The sequence below is a fragment of the Campylobacter concisus genome (assembly GCF_902460415.1).
Lineage (GTDB): Bacteria > Campylobacterota > Campylobacteria > Campylobacterales > Campylobacteraceae > Campylobacter_A > Campylobacter_A concisus_Y.
Genome location: NZ_CABPTY010000001.1, coordinates 713,126 through 730,193 on the forward strand (window position 1 = coordinate 713,126; position 17,068 = coordinate 730,193).

Here is a 17,068-nt window from a genome sequence, read left to right on the forward strand (position 1 = left end):
ATTGTTCGCTTTTTGCAAAACTATAAACATTAATGAAATTTTGACGAAATATAAGCTATAAAGAGCAAAGTTTCTGATGGATTAAGTTACTAAAAATTTGGCACAGCTTTTGCTTTAAATTTGGCAATTTAATACAGTATACAAACACATTTTAAGGATATTTATGTCTGATAAAAAAACCAAACTAGAGACAAAAGAAAAAAAATTAAGTGGAATAACAAATCCTATTTTTGAAAAAAACCTTCAAGCACTATTTCAACAAGATGAGGTCTTGGCTGCTAGACTTTTTGGTATGAATATACAAACTAAATACGAAATCGTTCTAGATAAAAGTGATCCGATACGCATAAATATCATCAATAAAGAATCTAATGAAACAATATATAAAGATCCGGTTGAAGAAATTAGTAAAATGCTTGATAATATAGAAAAAAAATATAAAAGATATCCAGGGCTTTTCTTTTATGGCTTAGGAACTGGTATATTTTATAAAGCTTTGGCAAAAAATAAGACTCATAAAAAAATTGTTATCATAGAACCAGAACTTGAGATCATACATCTTGTTTTAAATATTATTGATATATCAGATGAGCTTAAAGATGAACAAATTGTTCTTTTTTATTCTGAATTTGCTACATATGCTCAGTTTTACTATCTCGTGTCGCATAGCGATTTAGATATATATGCTAAAACTTATAGCTTATTAATCCACTCTAACTATTATGATAATTTTGCAGATGACTATATCAAAATAAATAAAGATATAACAAGAGCCTTTTCTCAAAATGTCGTTTCCCATGGAAATAGCATAGATGATCTTCTAATAGGCACAAAACAGCATATCGAGAATCTACCTCATATGCTTACTAACTACTGCTATACAAATTTAGTTAAAAAAAGACACGGTATTATGGATACAGCGATCATTGTTTCAACAGGGCCAAGCCTAGATAAACAGCTAGAAACACTTAAGAAATTTGCACCTTATGTAAGCATTATAAGTGTCGATGCATCCTATCCAATACTCGCAAGAAATGGCATAAAGCCAGATTATGTAACATCAATTGAACGAATGATACCTACTTCTACATTTTTTGAAAAAAAGCACCCTGGATTTGATGATGATATAAATTTTATTGTAGCTTCAGTGACACACAACCAAACTGTAAAAAATATACTACCTAGACGTTTAGTGCTTACGATGAGGCCTCAACAAGAAGAAAAAATGTTTAGACTCAACAAATATGGATATCTTGGTGTCGGACACAGTTGTGCAAATATGGCCTACCAGCTAGCGTATGTCTTAGGGCATAAAAATATTATCTTTATAGGCCAAGATCTTGCTTTTGGTAAAGACGGTGCAAGTCATGCCAAAGGTCACACTATCGCTCAGCCGGACGAAAACTTATACACTACTGCATATGGTGGCGAAGGCGAAGTAAGAACGACATATGTGTGGACACTATTTAAAAACCAATTTGAAAACGATATCGAGCAAGCTAAATTAGAAGATATAAAATCATATAACTGCACTGAAGGTGGAGCTAGAATAAATGGCGCCATAGAGAAACCTTTTTTAGAAGTTATAAATGAGCTTTGCAAAGGTAAAAAAGTTAAAAATTTACCAAATATCAAAAAAGATAGCGATAAAGTAGCTAACAAAAATTTGTTAAAAGCCTATGAAGTAATACAAAACAAAATAAGAGTTCAAACACAAGCTAAAGAAAAAATAGAAAAAGTATTTTTAGAACTAACACCAAAAATTGATAATTTTATGATTTTAAGAGATAAGGGCGAAATAAACACAAAACATTTTAAAGAGCTTGTAGGAATATCAAATAAGATAGATAAGCTTAAAAACTGCATCTCTCATAAAAAATATATGAGATATATAGAAAACATCTTTGTTATCTCGACTTATCACCAAGAGTTAGAGCTTGCTAAAGTATCAGTAGCACCAAGTGATACAGACGAAGAAAAAACTAATAAATTAGTTGAGTGGATAGAATTTCATAAATACTGGCTATTTTCAGCAGCTGGTGGTATAAATGCGGATATAGAAACAACAAAAGAAGCCTCAAAACCTCTTATAAAAGAGCTTAAAAAACGTGGCATCTTTCCAAAAAAAGACTAAAGCATGGATATATTAAGCTTAATAGGACGCACGAAAAATCTCTTTGAAGATGACATAAAGGTACTTAGTAAAAATTTAAAAGAGATAGTCTCAAGCTCAAGCTTTCTAGTTATTGGTGGTGCTGGTTCTATCGGCTCAGCCGTGACAAAAGAAATTTTTATAAGAGATCCAAAAAAGCTATATGTCGTCGATATCTCTGAAAATAACCTTGTCGAGCTAGTGCGTGACATAAGAAGCGAGTTTGGATATATAAATGGCGACTTTAAAACTTTTGCCATAGATGTCGCAAGTGCCGAGTTTGATGCACTCTTGGCACAAAGTGGTGGATTTGACTACGTGTTAAATTTATCAGCACTAAAGCATGTTAGAAGCGAAAAAGACCCATTTACACTCATGAGAATGCTTGAAACAAATATCTTTAACACCGATAAAACGCTGACTCAAGCTTTTGATATGAAGTCGAAAAAATATTTCTGCGTTAGCACCGACAAGGCTGCAAATCCTGTAAATTTAATGGGAGCTAGCAAGCGCATCATGGAGATGTTTGCGTTTAGACACTCTTTAGAGATCGACGTCTCGATGGCTAGGTTTGCAAACGTGGCATTTAGCGACGGCTCGCTTCTTTTTGGTTTTCAAAAACGCATAGAAAAGTCTCAGCCCATAGTCGCTCCAAACGACGTCAGACGCTACTTTTTAACGCCAAAAGAGAGCGGCGAGCTCTGCCTTTTAAGCACCATTTTTGGCGAAAATAGAGATATATTTTTCCCAAAACTAGATGAAAATTTAGACCTCATAACATTTAGCGAGATAGCCAAGCGGTACTTAGCAAATTTAGGTTACGAGCCATTTTTGTGTGAAAATGAGGAGGAGGCTAGAAAGCTTGCGAAAGTGCTTCCAAAAGATGGCTTTTACCCTTGCCTTTTTGCGCCTAGCGACACGACTGGAGAGAAGGACTACGAGGAGTTTTTTGTTGATGGCGAGAGGCTTGATATGCAAAGACTTCAAAACATCGGCATAGTCAAAAATGATGCAAATTTTGACAGTAAAAAGCTAGAAATTTTTAAAAACAACATCTTAAATTTAAAATCAAGCTTGACATGGTGCAAAGAAGACGTTTTACGCGAAGTTTTCAAGCTCATACCAAATTTCATGCATAAAGAAACAGGAAAATATCTTGATGAAAAAATGTGATTTTAACGAGGTTTTGAAATTTATAAAAAGCACTTTTGGCAAAGAGAAAGTCCCGCTTCACGAGCCTAAATTTATAGGCAATGAGAAAAAATATCTACTTGAGTGCATCGACTCTAGCTTTGTCTCAAGTGTCGGCAAATTTGTCGATGAGTTTGAGAGCAAGCTAGCTCAAATAGTCGGTGCTAAATTTGCGGTTGCCACGACAAATGGCACCTCTGCGCTTCACATATGCCTAAAGCTAGCTGGCGTAGAGCAAAATGACGAAGTGATTACCCAGCCAGTTACTTTTATAGCTACTTGCAACGCCATTAGCTATCTTTTTGCAAAGCCGGTTTTTGTGGACGTTGATCTTGACACACTTGGTATGTCACCAACCTCACTTAGTGCATTTTTAGAAAAAAACTGCGATCTAAAAGACGGCAAATGTGTAAATAAAACTAGCGGCAGGATAGTGCGTGCCTGCGTGCCTATGCACACCTTTGGTCTGCCTTGCAAGATAGTTGAGATAGCTGAAATTTGCAAGCGTTGGAACATTGTTTTAGTAGAAGATAGTGCCGAGAGCCTTGGCAGCTACTACAAATGCACTCATACAGGGAATTTTGGCAAGCTTGCAGCGATGAGCTTTAATGGCAATAAGATCGTCACAAGCGGAGGTGGTGGAGCTATCATCACAAACGACGAGGAGATAGCAAAGTGCGCTAAATTTATCACCACAACAGCCAAGGTGCCACATCCTTTTGAGTATCGTCACAGTGAGGTCGGCTACAACTACCGCTTGCCAAATTTAAACGCGGCCCTGCTTGTAGCTCAGCTTGAAAATTTGGAGCTATTTTTAAAGAGCAAACGTGAGCTTGCGATGATCTATAAAGAGTATTTTTCTAAATTTGACGATGTAAAATTTATAGATGAGCCAGCGGATGCTAGGTCAAATTTTTGGCTAAATGCGGTGCTTTTTGAAAGCCGTGAAAAACGAGATGAATTTTTGAAATTTAGTAATGAAAATGGCGTTTTTACCCGTCCTATCTGGCAGCTCATGAATGAGCTTGATATGTTTAAAGAATGTCAAAGAGATGAGCTAAAAAATGCTAAATTTCTAAGCGACAGGATAGTAAATATCCCAAGTTCAGCAATACTATGAAAAGTAAAGATATGGCATCAGGGATTTATATAGTAGGGACAGGCGGATTTGCAAGTGAGGTTGCTGAGTATATTCTAGATAATGGCGAATATAAAATTAATGGATATTTTGATATTAAAGAAGATGATTATAAAAAATATAAATATGTAGCACCATTTTTGGGAGATGAACAAAACTACAATTTTTCTAAGGGAGATAATGTAGCTATTGCTATTTCCGACCATAAGCTAAGGAATAAAATATATATGTTTTTAAAAAACAAAGGAGTTAATTTTCCAAACATTGTTCACAGAAGTTCATTTATATCAAAGTCTTCTTTTGTGGATGAGGGCTCCTTAATATGTCCATTTGTATCTATAACATCAAACGCCAGTATAGGCAAAAATTTTCAAGCAAATATTTATAGCTATGTGGCACACGACTGCATAATAGGAAATAATGTTACATTTGCTCCATCCGTTAAATGTAATGGAAATGTAATAATCGAAGATGATGTATATATTGGAACCGGAGCGATTATTCATCAGGGTAAACACAATAGACCATTAAGGATTGGAAGAGGCGTTGTGATTGCGGCCGGCTCAGTGGTAACAAAAAGTATCGAAGCCGGAAAGACTGTATTTGGAAATCCAGCTATTGAATTTACGAAAGAAAATATAAAAAGGAGAAGCTAGGTGGCTAATTTTTTAAATTCAATCCCAATTGAAGAGATTAAAATAGGCATGAAAGCTAGCTATTCTCAAACTATTACAGATGCCGACATTAAAGCGTTCGCAGGTATTAGTGGGGATAGAAATCCAGTACACATAGATGAGGAATATGCTTCTAACTCAAGATATAAAAAAAGAATTGCTCATGGATTAATGACCGCATCTTACTTTTCTGCCCTTTTTGGTACTAAAATTCCAGGGGAAGGTTGTGTTTATGTCTCTCAAACTTTGAATTTTAAAAGACCGGTTTATGTTGGAGATACGGTAACTGCCACTGTTGAGGTCTTTAGAGTTGATTTAGAAAAATTTAGGATATTTTTTAGAACTACTTGCATGGTTAAACAAAGAATTGTTACTGATGGCGAAGCAGAAATATATATTCCCAAAATAAGGAATTAAATGAATAAAGTGTTTATCATAGCTGAGGCTGGAGTAAATCACAATGGTGATATAAATTTAGCAAAAAAGCTAATCGACATAGCAGCCAAGGCTGGCGCTGATGCAGTGAAATTTCAGACATTTAAAGCCGCTCTTAATATTTCAAAAAACGCACAAAAAGCTAGCTATCAAAAACAAACTACTGATAAAAACGAAAGCCAGTTTGAGATGATAAAAAAGCTTGAACTAGATGAGAACACGCATAAAGAGCTCATAGCCTACTGCAAGCAAAAAAATATCACTTTTCTCTCAACTCCTTTTGATAGCGACAGCATAAAGCTTCTTGACGAGCTGGGACTTAGTACATTCAAAATCCCAAGTGGTGAGATAACAAATTTACCATATCTTAGGCAGATAGGTGGCTTAAATAAAAAGATCATTCTCTCAACTGGCATGGCAAATTTAGGTGAGGTGGAATCCGCGATAGAAACACTTGTAAAAAGTGGTACAAAACGTGAAAACATAAGCCTTCTTCATGCAAATACGCAGTATCCAACGCCGATGGAGGATGTAAATTTAAAGGCGATGATAACTCTTAAAAATGCCTTTGGGCTTGAGGTCGGATATAGCGATCATACGCTTGGCATCGAGGTTGATATCGCAGCGGTTGCTATGGGTGCAAAGATCATAGAAAAGCACTTTACGCTTGATAAGAGCATGCCAGGACCTGATCATAAGGCTAGCCTTGAGCCAGATGAGCTAGCGGCTATGGTTAGGGCTATTAGAAATATCGAGCTAGCGCTTGGAGACGGAATAAAGCACTTTAGTAAAAGCGAGAGTGAAAATATAAAAATAGCTAGAAAGTCGATCGTGGCAAAGTGTGATATAAAAAAGGGTGAAATTTTTAGCGAACAAAATATCTGCGTAAAACGCCCAGGAGATGGTATAAATCCCATGAGGTGGGATGAGGTGATCGGACAAATTTCACAAAAAGATTACAAGCAAGATGATCTGATATGAGAAAAATTTGTGTAGTAACAAGCACTAGAGCAGAGTATGGTCTGCTTTACTGGCTTTTAAAAGAAATAAAAGCGGATAGCGAACTAGAGCTTCAAATAATTGTCACCGGCATGCATCTAAGTCCTGAGTTTGGACTCACATACAAAGAGATCGAAAAAGAATTCAAGATAGATAAAAAGATAGAAATTTTAGGCTATTCGCACTCAAAGCTTGATATATGCACTGAGATGGCAAAGGTTTATGAGAAATTTGCCCCAGCTTTTAGCGAACTTAAGCCAGATATATTGGTACTTCTTGGAGATAGATACGAGATATTTGGCGTAGCAGGCGTGGCTAGCATCATGCAGATCCCAATAGCACACATACATGGCGGAGAAACTACCCAAGGGGCATTTGACGAGGCCTTTAGACATAGCATAACAAAGATGAGCCATATTCATTTTGCAGCTACAAGAGAGTATGCAAACCGCATAATCCAGCTAGGAGAAGAGCCTAGCAGAGTTTTTAATGTAGGTGGGCCTGGAATTGAAAATATAAAAAAGCTAAATTTACTAAATAAAGATGAGTTTGAAAAATCAATAAATTTCAAGCTTGCTAAAAAAAATATACTAATCACATTTCATCCGGTAACGCTTGAAAATAGCAGTGCAAAAAAGCAATTTAGCGAGCTTTTAAAAGCAATAGATGAGTTAAAAGATACAAATTTTATTTTTACAAAGGCAAATAGCGATACAGATGGCGATATTATAAATAAAATGATAGATGAGTATGTGAGTAAAAATTCACAAAAAGCTGTGGCGTTTGCTTCGCTTGGGCAGCTGAGATATCTAAGTGCGATAAAATTTGTTGATATTGTCCTAGGAAATAGCTCAAGTGGCCTTTCAGAAGCCCCAAGCTTTAAAAAGGCAACCATAAATATAGGTGACAGACAAAAAGGACGCACTAAGGCTAGTAGTGTAATAGATATAAGCCCTGTAAAAAAGGAAATTTTAGCCACTATAAAAAAAGTATATTCAAAAGAATTTGAGCAAGTTTTAAAAAATACTATCAATCCATATGATGGTGGTAATTCAAGCAAAAAAATGGTTAAAATTTTAAAAGAGCTAGAGCTTGATGATATTTTGAAAAAGAAATTTTATGATATAGGTTTAAAATGAGAATAGTAAACGATATAAAGCTAAGCATAAATTCAACCATAAAAGACGCCCTGCAAACAATCAATAATGGCGGGCTCCAAATAGCTATTGTCGTGGATGAAAACGATAACCTTGTAGGTACAGTAACAGATGGGGATATCAGGCGCGGACTGCTAAATGGTCTTGATGTAAATAGCAACATAAATCTCATAGTACACAAGAGTCCAAGTACTGCAAATGTTGGCGACACAAAAGAGTCAATACTAAAAATAGCCCTCGCTAAAAAGCTTCATAAAATCCCACTAATAGATGAACTTGGAAAGCTAGTTGGCATAGAAGATATCGAAGACATTATAAAACCAGCCAGTAAAACAAACAAAGTCATTTTAATGGTAGGAGGCCTTGGCACTAGGCTTAGACCACTTACGCAAGATACTCCAAAGCCAATGTTAAAGGTCGGAAACAAGCCGATACTTCAAACGATAGTTGAAAAATTTGCAGAGTATGGCTTTGTAAATATCACTATGTGTGTAAATTTTAATGCAGACATCATCGAGGACTATTTTGGTGATGGAAAAGAATTTGGAGTAAACATTGACTACATTTTAGAGCAAAAAAGAATGGGTACGGCAGGGGCGCTAAGCCTACTTAAAGAGCGACCAAACGAACCATTTTTTGTAATGAACGGTGATCTTCTTACAAATGTAAATTTCGAGCATATTTTTAACTACCACACGCTAAATAAAGCGACGGCTACAATGTGTGTAAGAGAGTATGACTACGAAGTGCCTTATGGCGTTGTAAAAATGAATGACAACAAAATAATAGAGATCGCAGAGAAGCCTGTGCAGAAATTTTTCGTAAGTGCTGGGATATATATGCTCTCGCCGGAAATTTTAGATCTAATACCACAAAATGAGTTTTACGATATGCCAACTCTTTTTGAGAAAGCAATAAGCAAAGGAAAAAATGTCATCTCGTTTCCTATACATGAGTACTGGATCGATATAGGTCGCTTAGAAGAGTATCAAAAAGCAAATGAAGAATATGCAAAAATATTTTGATTGGATATTTTAAATGAAAGCTCTTATCTTAGGCTATGGTTCGATTAGTAAAAGGCATTGCGAAGTATTGGAAGCTTTACCGCAGATAGATGAGATCTGCCTAGTTACTAGCCAAGATGTAGTTGGAAAAATTTGTTACAAAAGTTTAGAAGAAGTCTCAAATTTAGACAAGTTTGACTACTTTGTCATAGCAACTCCCACATTTTTACACCTACAAAATTTAAAATTTTTAGACGAGAAAGTAAAAGATAAAATAATACTTTGCGAAAAGCCTTTGTTTGAGAAATTTTACGATTTTACACCAAAAAACAACAAAATTTTTGTAGGCTACGTACTTAGATTTCATCCACTTTTACAAAAACTAAAAGAGCTTTTAGAGAGTGAAAAAATTTTGTACATAAATGTTAGTTGTGGACAATATTTACCAAACTGGAGAAATGAAGACTATAGAAAATGTTATAGTGCTAGCAAAGAAAAAGGCGGTGGGGTTTTGCTAGATCTTAGTCATGAGTTAGACTATACCATGTGGCTGTGTGGCAAATTCAAGAGCATAAAAAGCTTTCAAGATAAAATCTCAAATTTGCAGATAACAAGCGATGATTTATGTTTAATCTTTGGCAAAACAGATAATAATGTAGTAGCCAATATAAGCATTGATTATTTAAGCCATATGACGCATAGAAACGTGCGAGTAGAGTGTGAAGCCTCCACCTATGAGCTTAATTTCATAAAAGGTACTCTCATAAAACAAGATATCAATAGGCAAATTTTTAACATGCCAAATTTGGAAAGAAATGAGATGTTTTTAGCTATGCATAAAGATGTCCTAGGTGAACAAAAATATGTTTGTGGCTTTAGCGAAGGACAAGATACTATGGGTGTAATAGATAAAATTCAAAGGCAAAATAATGAGTAATGTTTTATGTACAATATGTGCAAGAGGCGGTAGTAAGGGCGTAAAAGGGAAAAATGTACGTGAGCTTTGTGGAAAACCACTTATTGCTTACACCATAGAGCAGGCTAGAGAGTCAAATTTATTTGAGCATATAGTAATTAGTACTGATAGCGATTTAATCGCGGAAACAGCAGTAAAATATGGCGCAGAAGTTTTTTTTAAAAGAGATGCTGCTATGGCCAGCGATACAGCTGGAAAGCTTGATGTGATAAAAGATGCTTTTTTAAAAAGTGAACAACATTATGCACAAAGATTTGATTATGAGATTGATCTTGATGCAACAGCTCCACTTCGTGATGTAAGCGATATCATAAACGCTTACAATCAGTTTCTACACGATGAAAATGACAATCTAATAACCGCAATGCCAAGTAGAAGAAGCCCATACTTTAACTTGGTTGAAATTTATCCTGACGGGCATGTGGGACTTGCAAAAACTTTAGCAAAAGCCATTGTAAGACGACAAGATGCACCAAAGACTTATGATATGAACGCTTCTATCTATATCTGGAAACGTGAAGTCCTGCTAAATAACTATACATTGTTTTTACCAAAAACTGGGCTTTATGTGATGAGTGAAGACAGATCAATTGATATAGATTGTGAGCTGGATTTTAAATTTGTAGAGTTTTTAATGAAGGAAAAAAATGCTAACAGATAAAGTCATAGTGGTAACCGGAGGGGCTGGTAGGATAGGAAGTGCTTTTATAAGAGCTATCGTTAATCAAAATGGCATTGGTGTGATAGCAGAGGTAGATACAAAAAGAGCAAATTTACTAAAAGACGAGATATTGAGCTCAAATAAAGATGCAAGGATCGAAGTTTTACAAATTGATATCAGTGACGTAAATTCTGTTAATGAAGCCATAAATTTCTTACACTCAAAATATGGCCACGTAGATGCACTGGTAAATAACGCCTATCCAAAAAACAAAAATTACGGTAAGAAATTTTTTGAGATAGATATGAATGATTTCAATGTCTTCTTAAATTTACACCTTGGTGGATACTTTAATATCTCACAAAATTTTATAAAATTCTTTTTAGAGCAAGGTTACGGCAATATCATAAATATCTCATCTATACAAGGTATCGGAGCGCCTGCTTTTGAGACTTACGAGGGAACAAATATGCACTCTCCTGTCGAATATACAGTAGTAAAACATGGCCTTCTTGGCATGACAAAATACATGGCAAAGATGTTTAAAAAAGACAATATCCGCGTAAACGCTATAAGTCCTGGAGGAATTTTAGATGGGCAGCCTGAGCCATTTTTAAGCCAATATAAAAAAAGATGTGGCATGAAAGGAATGCTCAATGCAAATGATATTTGCGGTGCTTTAATCTATTTACTAAGCGATGTATCAAAATATGTAAATGGACAAAATATTGTAGTTGACGATGGATTTAGTTTATAATTTAAAGCCTTAGTTTATTGCTAAGGCTTTAAGCATCAAATTTAGCATGAGTATTTTAAAATCTTATATACAAAAAGTTTAAGATATTTTATTGATTGCAAAAGTATAAAACCCCAAAGCTAAGCTTTGGGGCGTGGGTTTGCGTATTGTAAAAGCATTAACACTCTTAAGGCTTTGTACTGCAACAAAGCCTCTATTTAAAACCTTAATTAACTACTGTAGTAGCTTCATTACGTTTTGTTGTACGCTGTTTGCTTGACTCATAGCATAAGCACCTGATTGAGCTAGGATGTTATGTTTTGAGAAGTTAGCAGACTCGCTAGCAAAATCAACATCTCTAATTTGAGATTCTGCTGATTTTACGTTAACTTGAGTTACAGTGATGTTATTAACTGTAGCTTGAAGTTGGTTTTGAACTGAACCAAGGTCTGAACGAACTTGATCAAGTGTTTTTTGAGCTGACTCAGCGATACTCATAACAGCCATCGCGCCGCGAAGTGTCATAACACCAGCAGATTGGGCTACTGATAAAGATGCACTCATTCTTTGGAATCCCATAGCTGTTGCTAGGTTTTTATCTATTTGTCCCCTGATATCTCTTAGAGATACTGATTGCTGAGCACCACCACCAGCAGAGAATGCTATTGATAATTTAGTATCACCGCCTCCTACTAGTTTAATATCTCTACCATCAAGACGAACTAGGTTTAATCTACCCACAAAGCCAGCTGTCAAAGATGTACCAGCGGCTGCTTTGCCTTTACCGCCAAGGCCTAATGAAATGTTTTTACCACCTGCAACTATAGCACGACCATCACGGCTTGTTAGTACCATTTTACCAGTTTCAGCATCAACAGAAGCTTCAACGCCGGTTTGGTCTTTTACAGAGTTGATAGCATTTACAAGTGCGCCGTTTGAGTCATTTGCTTTAACTTCCAAGTCGCCAATTTTAACGCCATTGATTGTTAAAGACTGAATTAAACCACCAGCAATAGCAGCACTAGCCTTCCAAGTAACATCAGCTGTAGCTCTAACACCAGTTTTATCAGCAACTTTGTTGATATTCTCAGCTAGAGCACCAAGACCTTTACCGATACCTGTTGAGATAGTAGCACCTGTAACGCCGACATCATTTACACCATCAACGTTTAAGAATTTAAGGTTTACTGCGCCCATACCTGTAAGTAGTTTTGAGCTCTCAAAACGTGTAAGGCCTATCTTATCAGACGTAGTCGCACCAATACTTGCTTTAACAGTTTGGTTTGAGTAAGCACCTATTTGGAATTCTTTATTAGAGAATGTTCCGTTTAGTAGTTGCTGACCGTTAAATGAAGTAGTGTTACCGATATTGTCAAGCTCTTCCATTAGACGAACGATATCAGCTTGCAATGCTTGGCGTGATTGAGTTGTTTGGCCGTCTTGAGCTGATTGAGTAGCTTTTGTCTTGATAGTATCAAGAATTTTTAGCTGCTCGTCCATAGCTTTATCGGCAACTTGAATGATACCAATAGCATCATTACCATTTGCAATAGCTTGACCTAGAGCTGAAGCTTGACTTCTTAAACTATCCGCAATAGATAGACCTGAAGCATCGTCTGCAGCTGTTTGAATTCTAAGACCTGAGCTAAGTTTGTTAAGTGACTTAGATAGATCAGTGTTGTTGCTAACTGCGTTAGCGTGTGTGTTAAGTGCGTTTACGTTTGTGTTAATACGAAAACTCATTGTAAATCCTTTTAATTTTTTAGTTACGACTTCTTGTCGCACAAAAACTATATCGTGAAATTTTCTAAAAACTTTATAGGCATGAATGAAAAAATTTTTAAAAAATTAACATGGATTTGATTTTTATGTCTTGATACTTTAAAAATTATTTTTGCTACAATTACGCCAAAAAAATTAAAGGCTATATAATGAAAAGCTTAATCATCGTGGAATCTCCCGCAAAAGCAAAGACTATCAAAAATTTCTTAGATAAAAGCTACAACGTCATCGCCTCAAAAGGTCACATCAGAGACTTACCAAAAACTAGCTTTGGCATCAAAATAGAGGATGATAAATTTACTCCAGAGTACCGCATCAGCAGTGATCACTCCGCCATCGTAAAAGAGATAAAAGAGCTCGCCAAGGGTGCTGATGAAATTTACCTCGCGACCGATGAGGATAGAGAGGGTGAGGCGATCGCATTTCACATCGCAAACGCTATCGGCAAGGAGCCAACTAGCCTGCCTCGTATCGTCTTTCACGAGATCACTAAAAGCGCCATACAAAATGCTCTAAAAAGCCCAAGGCGTGTCAATATGAATAGCGTCAATGCCCAGCAAACAAGGCGCTTACTGGACCGCATAGTTGGCTACAAGCTAAGCCCACTTTTAAATTTAAAGATACAAAAAGGCTTAAGCGCTGGCCGTGTACAAAGTGCAGCGCTAAAAATAATAGTCGACCGTGAGCGTGAGATACAGGCATTTAAGCCAGTTGAATACTACACGATCGATACATTTTTTAAAAAAGATCTAGACGCCGAGCTGATTAAATTTGAAAATCAAAAGATCGAAAAGCTCACTATCCAAAATCCAGACCGCGCAAAATACATTATAGAGAATTTACAAAATGAGAAATTTAGCGTCCGTGAGATCGAGAGCAAGGATAGAAAGATCCAGCCAAGCCCGCCATTTATGACTTCAACACTTCAGCAAAGCGCGAGTAACCGTCTTGGCTTTAGCCCTAAAAAGACCATGATGATCGCTCAAAGCCTCTATGAAGGTGTACAAACTCACGATGGTTTCATGGGTGCGATCACCTACATGAGAACGGACAGTTTAAATTTAGCCAAAGAGGCTGTCGCGGCAGCTAGAGAGCACATCTTAAAAAACTATGGCAAAGAGTATCTGCCAGCCAAAGCGATAAACTACACGACAAGCTCAAAGGCCGCACAGGAAGCTCACGAAGCGATCCGCCCTACAAATTTAAACTTCACACCGCAAATCGCAGCTAAATTTTTAGATAAAGACGCGCTCAAACTCTACACGCTCATCTACAATAGATTTTTAGCATGTCAAATGAGCGCATGTGTGAGCCAAACTCAAAACGTCTATGTTGCAAGCGAAAAAGGCGAGTTTAAGATAAGTGGTAGAAAGGTGCTATTTGACGGCTTTTACAAGGTTTATGGCGAGCTTGATAAGGATAAAATTTTGCCAAATTTAAAAAAGGGCAACGAGATGAGCTTGCAAAGCATAAAAAGCACGCAAAATTTCACCGAGCCGCCATCTCGCTACTCTGAAGCTGGCCTTGTTAAAAAACTAGAGAGTCTAGGCATCGGTCGCCCAAGTACATATGCACCAACTATCTCACTGCTAACATCAAGAGACTATGTGAGAATCGAGAAAAAGCAGCTCATACCAAACGATATAGCATTTAGTATGATAGGTGTTTTAGAGGAGCACTTTAGCAACATCGTTGATAGCGAATTTACGTCTCATCTCGAAGAAAAGCTCGATGAGATCGCACTTGATAAGGCTGACTGGCAAAAGGTGCTAAGTGACTTTTACTATCCATTTATGGAAAAAATAAGCGCTGGCAAAACTGGCATAAAAAGCCTAAAAACAGCCACTCCGATTGGAGAGAAGTGCCCAGATTGCGGAAGCGAGCTCTTGCTTAGAAAAGGCAGATACGGCGAATTTATCGCTTGTTCAAATTTTCCAAAATGCAAATACTCAAGAAATATTGCAAAAGATAGCGAAAAGAGTACCGAGCCAGGTATGACAACGGCAGCCAAGCCAAAACGTGAGCTTAAAAAGCTTGATGTGCCATGTCCAAAATGCGGTGGTGAGATCGTCGAGAGATTTAGCAGGCGTGGTAAATTTTATGGATGCGCCAACTATCCAAAATGCGACTTCGTCTCAAACTACGAGCCAGTTGAGCAAAAATGCGACGAATGTGGCGGCGACATGATCAAAAAAGAGCTTAAAAAAGGCACATTTATAGAGTGCACAAAGTGCAAGAAAAAGACGCTTATTTCTGAAAACTAAAAATTTCTAGCCAAATTTGAGCCCTTGCAGCCTAAATTTGGCTTTTATAAATTTGGGCTTTAAATGCCTGATACCACCGCTAAGCTTAGCCAGCATAAAGGGAAAAACTCGTCACCAACTACACATCTAAGGGGCAATCTTCACACTAAAGTACGCACTTTTTGGGCTTTTTGACGAGCTTAGCGCTTTGCCAAATTGGAATAAAAGAGGGAGCGGAAATTTATAAGAGAAGGTAATGTCACAAAATTTAAGCTTTTCGCATAGTTTTTAATAAGTTTATATTGTGGAGCAAATTTTAAAATTCTATTCACTTGCAAGAATTGACTACTATCTTAAAATCTTAGCTTCGCTTATGACTTGGCTCAAATTTTAGAGCCGAAATTACTCGTTCTTGAAATTTTAAAATTTATAGATATATGAACGCATGCTGTGCAAAGTGCTATCACATGCACTTCTAACGTGCGAAGGATTTAGAGGATTTAAATGAGGATAAAGGGACGGATCTTTGCTTCGCTAGCTCGCAGCTACAAGCAGACCGTAACTCAAGCCCATTTATCTCCCTTTGAATAAAAATAAATTTATACATTTCATCAAACTATTTTTGCAAATTCATAAATCACCCTACTTAAATTTTAAACCTATCAAAGCTATAATACGCCCCAAAAAAGGATGAAAAATGAAAACAATTATGCTCTGTGCGATATGCTCAGTCACTCAAGGAAACTGCGCCGAGGACTGCGCTTACTGCACACAAAGTGCCAAAGCTGGTGCCGATATCTCAAAATTTAAAGAAAAAAGCGTGCAGCAGGTGGTGGACGAGGCCAAAATGGCTTATAAAAACCACGCTCTTGGCTTTTGTTTGGTCACAAGCGGTGCTAGGCTTAATGACAAAAAGACCGACTATATCGCATCTTTAGCAAGAGCCGTGAGCAAAGAAGTGCCAAATTTGATGCTTATCGCATGTAACGGCATGGCGACTTACGAGCAGCTTAGCGAGCTTAAAAAAGCTGGCGTTTTTAGCTACAACCACAACCTTGAAACAAGCCGAGAATTTTTCCCAAAAATTTGTAAAACGCACACTTGGGATGAGAGATATCAGACAAATTTAGATGCAAAAAGAGCTGGGCTTATGCTTTGTACTGGTGGAATTTACGGCGTTGGCGAGAGTGAGGCCGATAGAGTAAGCTTTAGAGCTAGTTTAAAAGAGCTTGAGCCATTTTCGTCACCGATAAATTTTTTCATAAAAAATGAAGCTCTAAGCCTTGATCTGCCTCCTCTTAGTGCGGATGAAGCCCTAAAAATAGTGCGTGAGACCAAAAGAGATCTACCAGAAACTAGAGTCATGATAGCTGGCGGTAGGGAGAAAATTTTAGGCGATAGACAATACGAGATCTTTGAAAATGGCGCCGATGCGATCGTGATAGGCGACTACCTCACCGCAAAAGGCGAGAAAGCTAGCAAAGATATCGAGGAGCTTGCAAAGCGCGGTTTTAGCTTCGCTAGTATCTGCCATTAATGCTTGCAAATTTGCTTTTCGCAGGGCTTGGAGGCTTTATCGGAGCTGGATGCAGGTTTTTAGCCGGTGAGCTGCTAAAATTTAGCCACTTTCCGCTAGCCACGCTTGGCGTAAATACGCTTGGTAGCTTCATTATCGGCGTCTTGTTTTGTCTAAATTTAAGCCAAAGCGTGAGGGTGTTCTTGGTCATTGGCATACTTGGCGGATTTACGACATTCTCAAGCTTTAGCCTTGATAGTGTAAAATTTTTACTAGAAGGCGAACTGATAAAAGGCTTTTTAAATATCTTTTTAAACCTTGTCCTTTGCCTGCTTGCAAGCTATCTTGGCATTTTGCTTGGCAAGAGTTTATAAAAGTAAGTAGCAAAATAGCCTTATTTGCAA

General features: G+C 37.1%; 15 protein-coding genes. 14 read left to right on the forward strand and 1 reads right to left on the reverse strand.

Annotated features, from left to right (window positions below):
* Window positions 1-163: 163 nt before the first annotated feature.
* From FZ940_RS03455 to FZ940_RS03505, 11 genes are read left to right on the forward strand one after another with little or no spacing between them, the layout of a single operon-like run.
* Window positions 164-2,134 carry a motility associated factor glycosyltransferase family protein gene (locus tag FZ940_RS03455; RefSeq protein WP_148821485.1) on the forward strand — a complete coding sequence of 657 codons (1,971 nt, stop codon included), beginning with the start codon at window positions 164-166 and terminating at the stop codon, window positions 2,132-2,134.
* A 3-nt stretch (window positions 2,135-2,137) separates the two neighbouring features.
* A complete protein-coding gene (locus FZ940_RS03460) occupies window positions 2,138-3,325 on the forward strand; it encodes a UDP-N-acetylglucosamine 4,6-dehydratase (protein ID WP_148821486.1) in 1,188 nt (395 codons plus the stop codon).
* On the forward strand, window positions 3,312-4,463 hold the full coding sequence (locus FZ940_RS03465; protein ID WP_148821487.1) for a LegC family aminotransferase: 1,152 nt from the start codon (window positions 3,312-3,314) through the stop codon (window positions 4,461-4,463). Before FZ940_RS03460 ends, FZ940_RS03465 begins: the two co-directional genes overlap by 14 nt.
* The gene (locus FZ940_RS03470) at window positions 4,460-5,137 is read left to right on the forward strand and encodes an acetyltransferase (protein WP_222861994.1); all 678 of its coding nucleotides are present in this window, start codon (window positions 4,460-4,462) and stop codon (window positions 5,135-5,137) included. Before FZ940_RS03465 ends, FZ940_RS03470 begins: the two co-directional genes overlap by 4 nt.
* Entirely contained in the window at window positions 5,138-5,572 is a 435-nt protein-coding gene (locus tag FZ940_RS03475) for a MaoC family dehydratase (protein WP_222861995.1), read from the forward strand.
* Window positions 5,573-6,571: an N-acetylneuraminate synthase gene (neuB, locus tag FZ940_RS03480; protein WP_148821488.1), complete on the forward strand. Its 999-nt coding sequence runs from the start codon at window positions 5,573-5,575 to the stop codon at window positions 6,569-6,571.
* Window positions 6,568-7,728, forward strand: a complete 1,161-nt coding sequence (gene neuC / locus FZ940_RS03485; protein ID WP_148821489.1) for a UDP-N-acetylglucosamine 2-epimerase — start codon at window positions 6,568-6,570, stop codon at window positions 7,726-7,728. The genes neuB and neuC overlap by 4 nt, the downstream gene beginning before the upstream one ends.
* Entirely contained in the window at window positions 7,725-8,771 is a 1,047-nt protein-coding gene (locus tag FZ940_RS03490) for a nucleotidyltransferase family protein (RefSeq protein ID WP_148821490.1), read from the forward strand. Before neuC ends, FZ940_RS03490 begins: the two co-directional genes overlap by 4 nt.
* Before the next feature lie 13 nt (window positions 8,772-8,784).
* Window positions 8,785-9,687, forward strand: a complete 903-nt coding sequence (locus tag FZ940_RS03495) for a Gfo/Idh/MocA family protein (RefSeq protein WP_148821491.1) — start codon at window positions 8,785-8,787, stop codon at window positions 9,685-9,687.
* Window positions 9,680-10,387, forward strand: coding sequence for an acylneuraminate cytidylyltransferase family protein (locus FZ940_RS03500; protein WP_107793255.1), 708 nt, complete (start codon window positions 9,680-9,682; stop codon window positions 10,385-10,387). Before FZ940_RS03495 ends, FZ940_RS03500 begins: the two co-directional genes overlap by 8 nt.
* Window positions 10,374-11,144 carry an oxidoreductase gene (locus FZ940_RS03505; protein WP_107793254.1) on the forward strand — a complete coding sequence of 257 codons (771 nt, stop codon included), beginning with the start codon at window positions 10,374-10,376 and terminating at the stop codon, window positions 11,142-11,144. Before FZ940_RS03500 ends, FZ940_RS03505 begins: the two co-directional genes overlap by 14 nt.
* 213 nt (window positions 11,145-11,357) lie before the next feature.
* Here the strand turns inward: FZ940_RS03505 and FZ940_RS03510 are convergent, their stop codons facing one another.
* Window positions 11,358-12,866 carry a flagellin B gene (locus FZ940_RS03510; protein WP_107793253.1) on the reverse strand — a complete coding sequence of 503 codons (1,509 nt, stop codon included), beginning with the start codon at window positions 12,864-12,866 and terminating at the stop codon, window positions 11,358-11,360.
* A gap of 185 nt (window positions 12,867-13,051) precedes the next feature.
* Between FZ940_RS03510 and topA the strand changes: the two genes are divergently transcribed.
* The 3 genes from topA (at window position 13,052) to crcB (ending at window position 17,038) form a co-directional block, all read left to right on the forward strand.
* Window positions 13,052-15,169 (forward strand): type I DNA topoisomerase, encoded by a 2,118-nt coding sequence (gene topA, locus FZ940_RS03515; RefSeq protein WP_262367596.1) that lies wholly within the window; start codon window positions 13,052-13,054, stop codon window positions 15,167-15,169.
* A 676-nt stretch (window positions 15,170-15,845) separates the two neighbouring features.
* Window positions 15,846-16,685, forward strand: coding sequence for a biotin synthase (locus FZ940_RS03520; protein WP_148821493.1), 840 nt, complete (start codon window positions 15,846-15,848; stop codon window positions 16,683-16,685).
* Complete coding sequence (crcB, locus tag FZ940_RS03525; RefSeq protein ID WP_148821494.1) at window positions 16,685-17,038, forward strand: fluoride efflux transporter CrcB; 354 nt, start codon at window positions 16,685-16,687, stop codon at window positions 17,036-17,038. The genes FZ940_RS03520 and crcB overlap by 1 nt, the downstream gene beginning before the upstream one ends.
* Window positions 17,039-17,068: the final 30 nt, after the last annotated feature.

Bases quoted from the DNA above. Each gene is read 5' to 3' on its own strand.
- FZ940_RS03470 (WP_222861994.1), top strand. From the start codon at position 4,460: ATGAAAAGTAAAGATATGGCATCAGGGATTTATATAGTAGGGACAGGC.
- FZ940_RS03500 (WP_107793255.1), top strand. From the start codon at position 9,680: ATGAGTAATGTTTTATGTACAATATGTGCAAGAGGCGGTAGTAAGGGC.
- FZ940_RS03465 (WP_148821487.1), top strand. From the start codon at position 3,312: ATGAAAAAATGTGATTTTAACGAGGTTTTGAAATTTATAAAAAGCACT.
- FZ940_RS03490 (WP_148821490.1), top strand. From the start codon at position 7,725: ATGAGAATAGTAAACGATATAAAGCTAAGCATAAATTCAACCATAAAA.
- FZ940_RS03520 (WP_148821493.1), top strand. From the start codon at position 15,846: ATGAAAACAATTATGCTCTGTGCGATATGCTCAGTCACTCAAGGAAAC.
- FZ940_RS03460 (WP_148821486.1), top strand. From the start codon at position 2,138: ATGGATATATTAAGCTTAATAGGACGCACGAAAAATCTCTTTGAAGAT.
- FZ940_RS03455 (WP_148821485.1), top strand. From the start codon at position 164: ATGTCTGATAAAAAAACCAAACTAGAGACAAAAGAAAAAAAATTAAGT.
- FZ940_RS03510 (WP_107793253.1), bottom strand. From the start codon at position 12,866: ATGAGTTTTCGTATTAACACAAACGTAAACGCACTTAACACACACGCT.
- FZ940_RS03495 (WP_148821491.1), top strand. From the start codon at position 8,785: ATGAAAGCTCTTATCTTAGGCTATGGTTCGATTAGTAAAAGGCATTGC.
- FZ940_RS03505 (WP_107793254.1), top strand. From the start codon at position 10,374: ATGCTAACAGATAAAGTCATAGTGGTAACCGGAGGGGCTGGTAGGATA.
- crcB (WP_148821494.1), top strand. From the start codon at position 16,685: ATGCTTGCAAATTTGCTTTTCGCAGGGCTTGGAGGCTTTATCGGAGCT.
- neuB (WP_148821488.1), top strand. From the start codon at position 5,573: ATGAATAAAGTGTTTATCATAGCTGAGGCTGGAGTAAATCACAATGGT.
- neuC (WP_148821489.1), top strand. From the start codon at position 6,568: ATGAGAAAAATTTGTGTAGTAACAAGCACTAGAGCAGAGTATGGTCTG.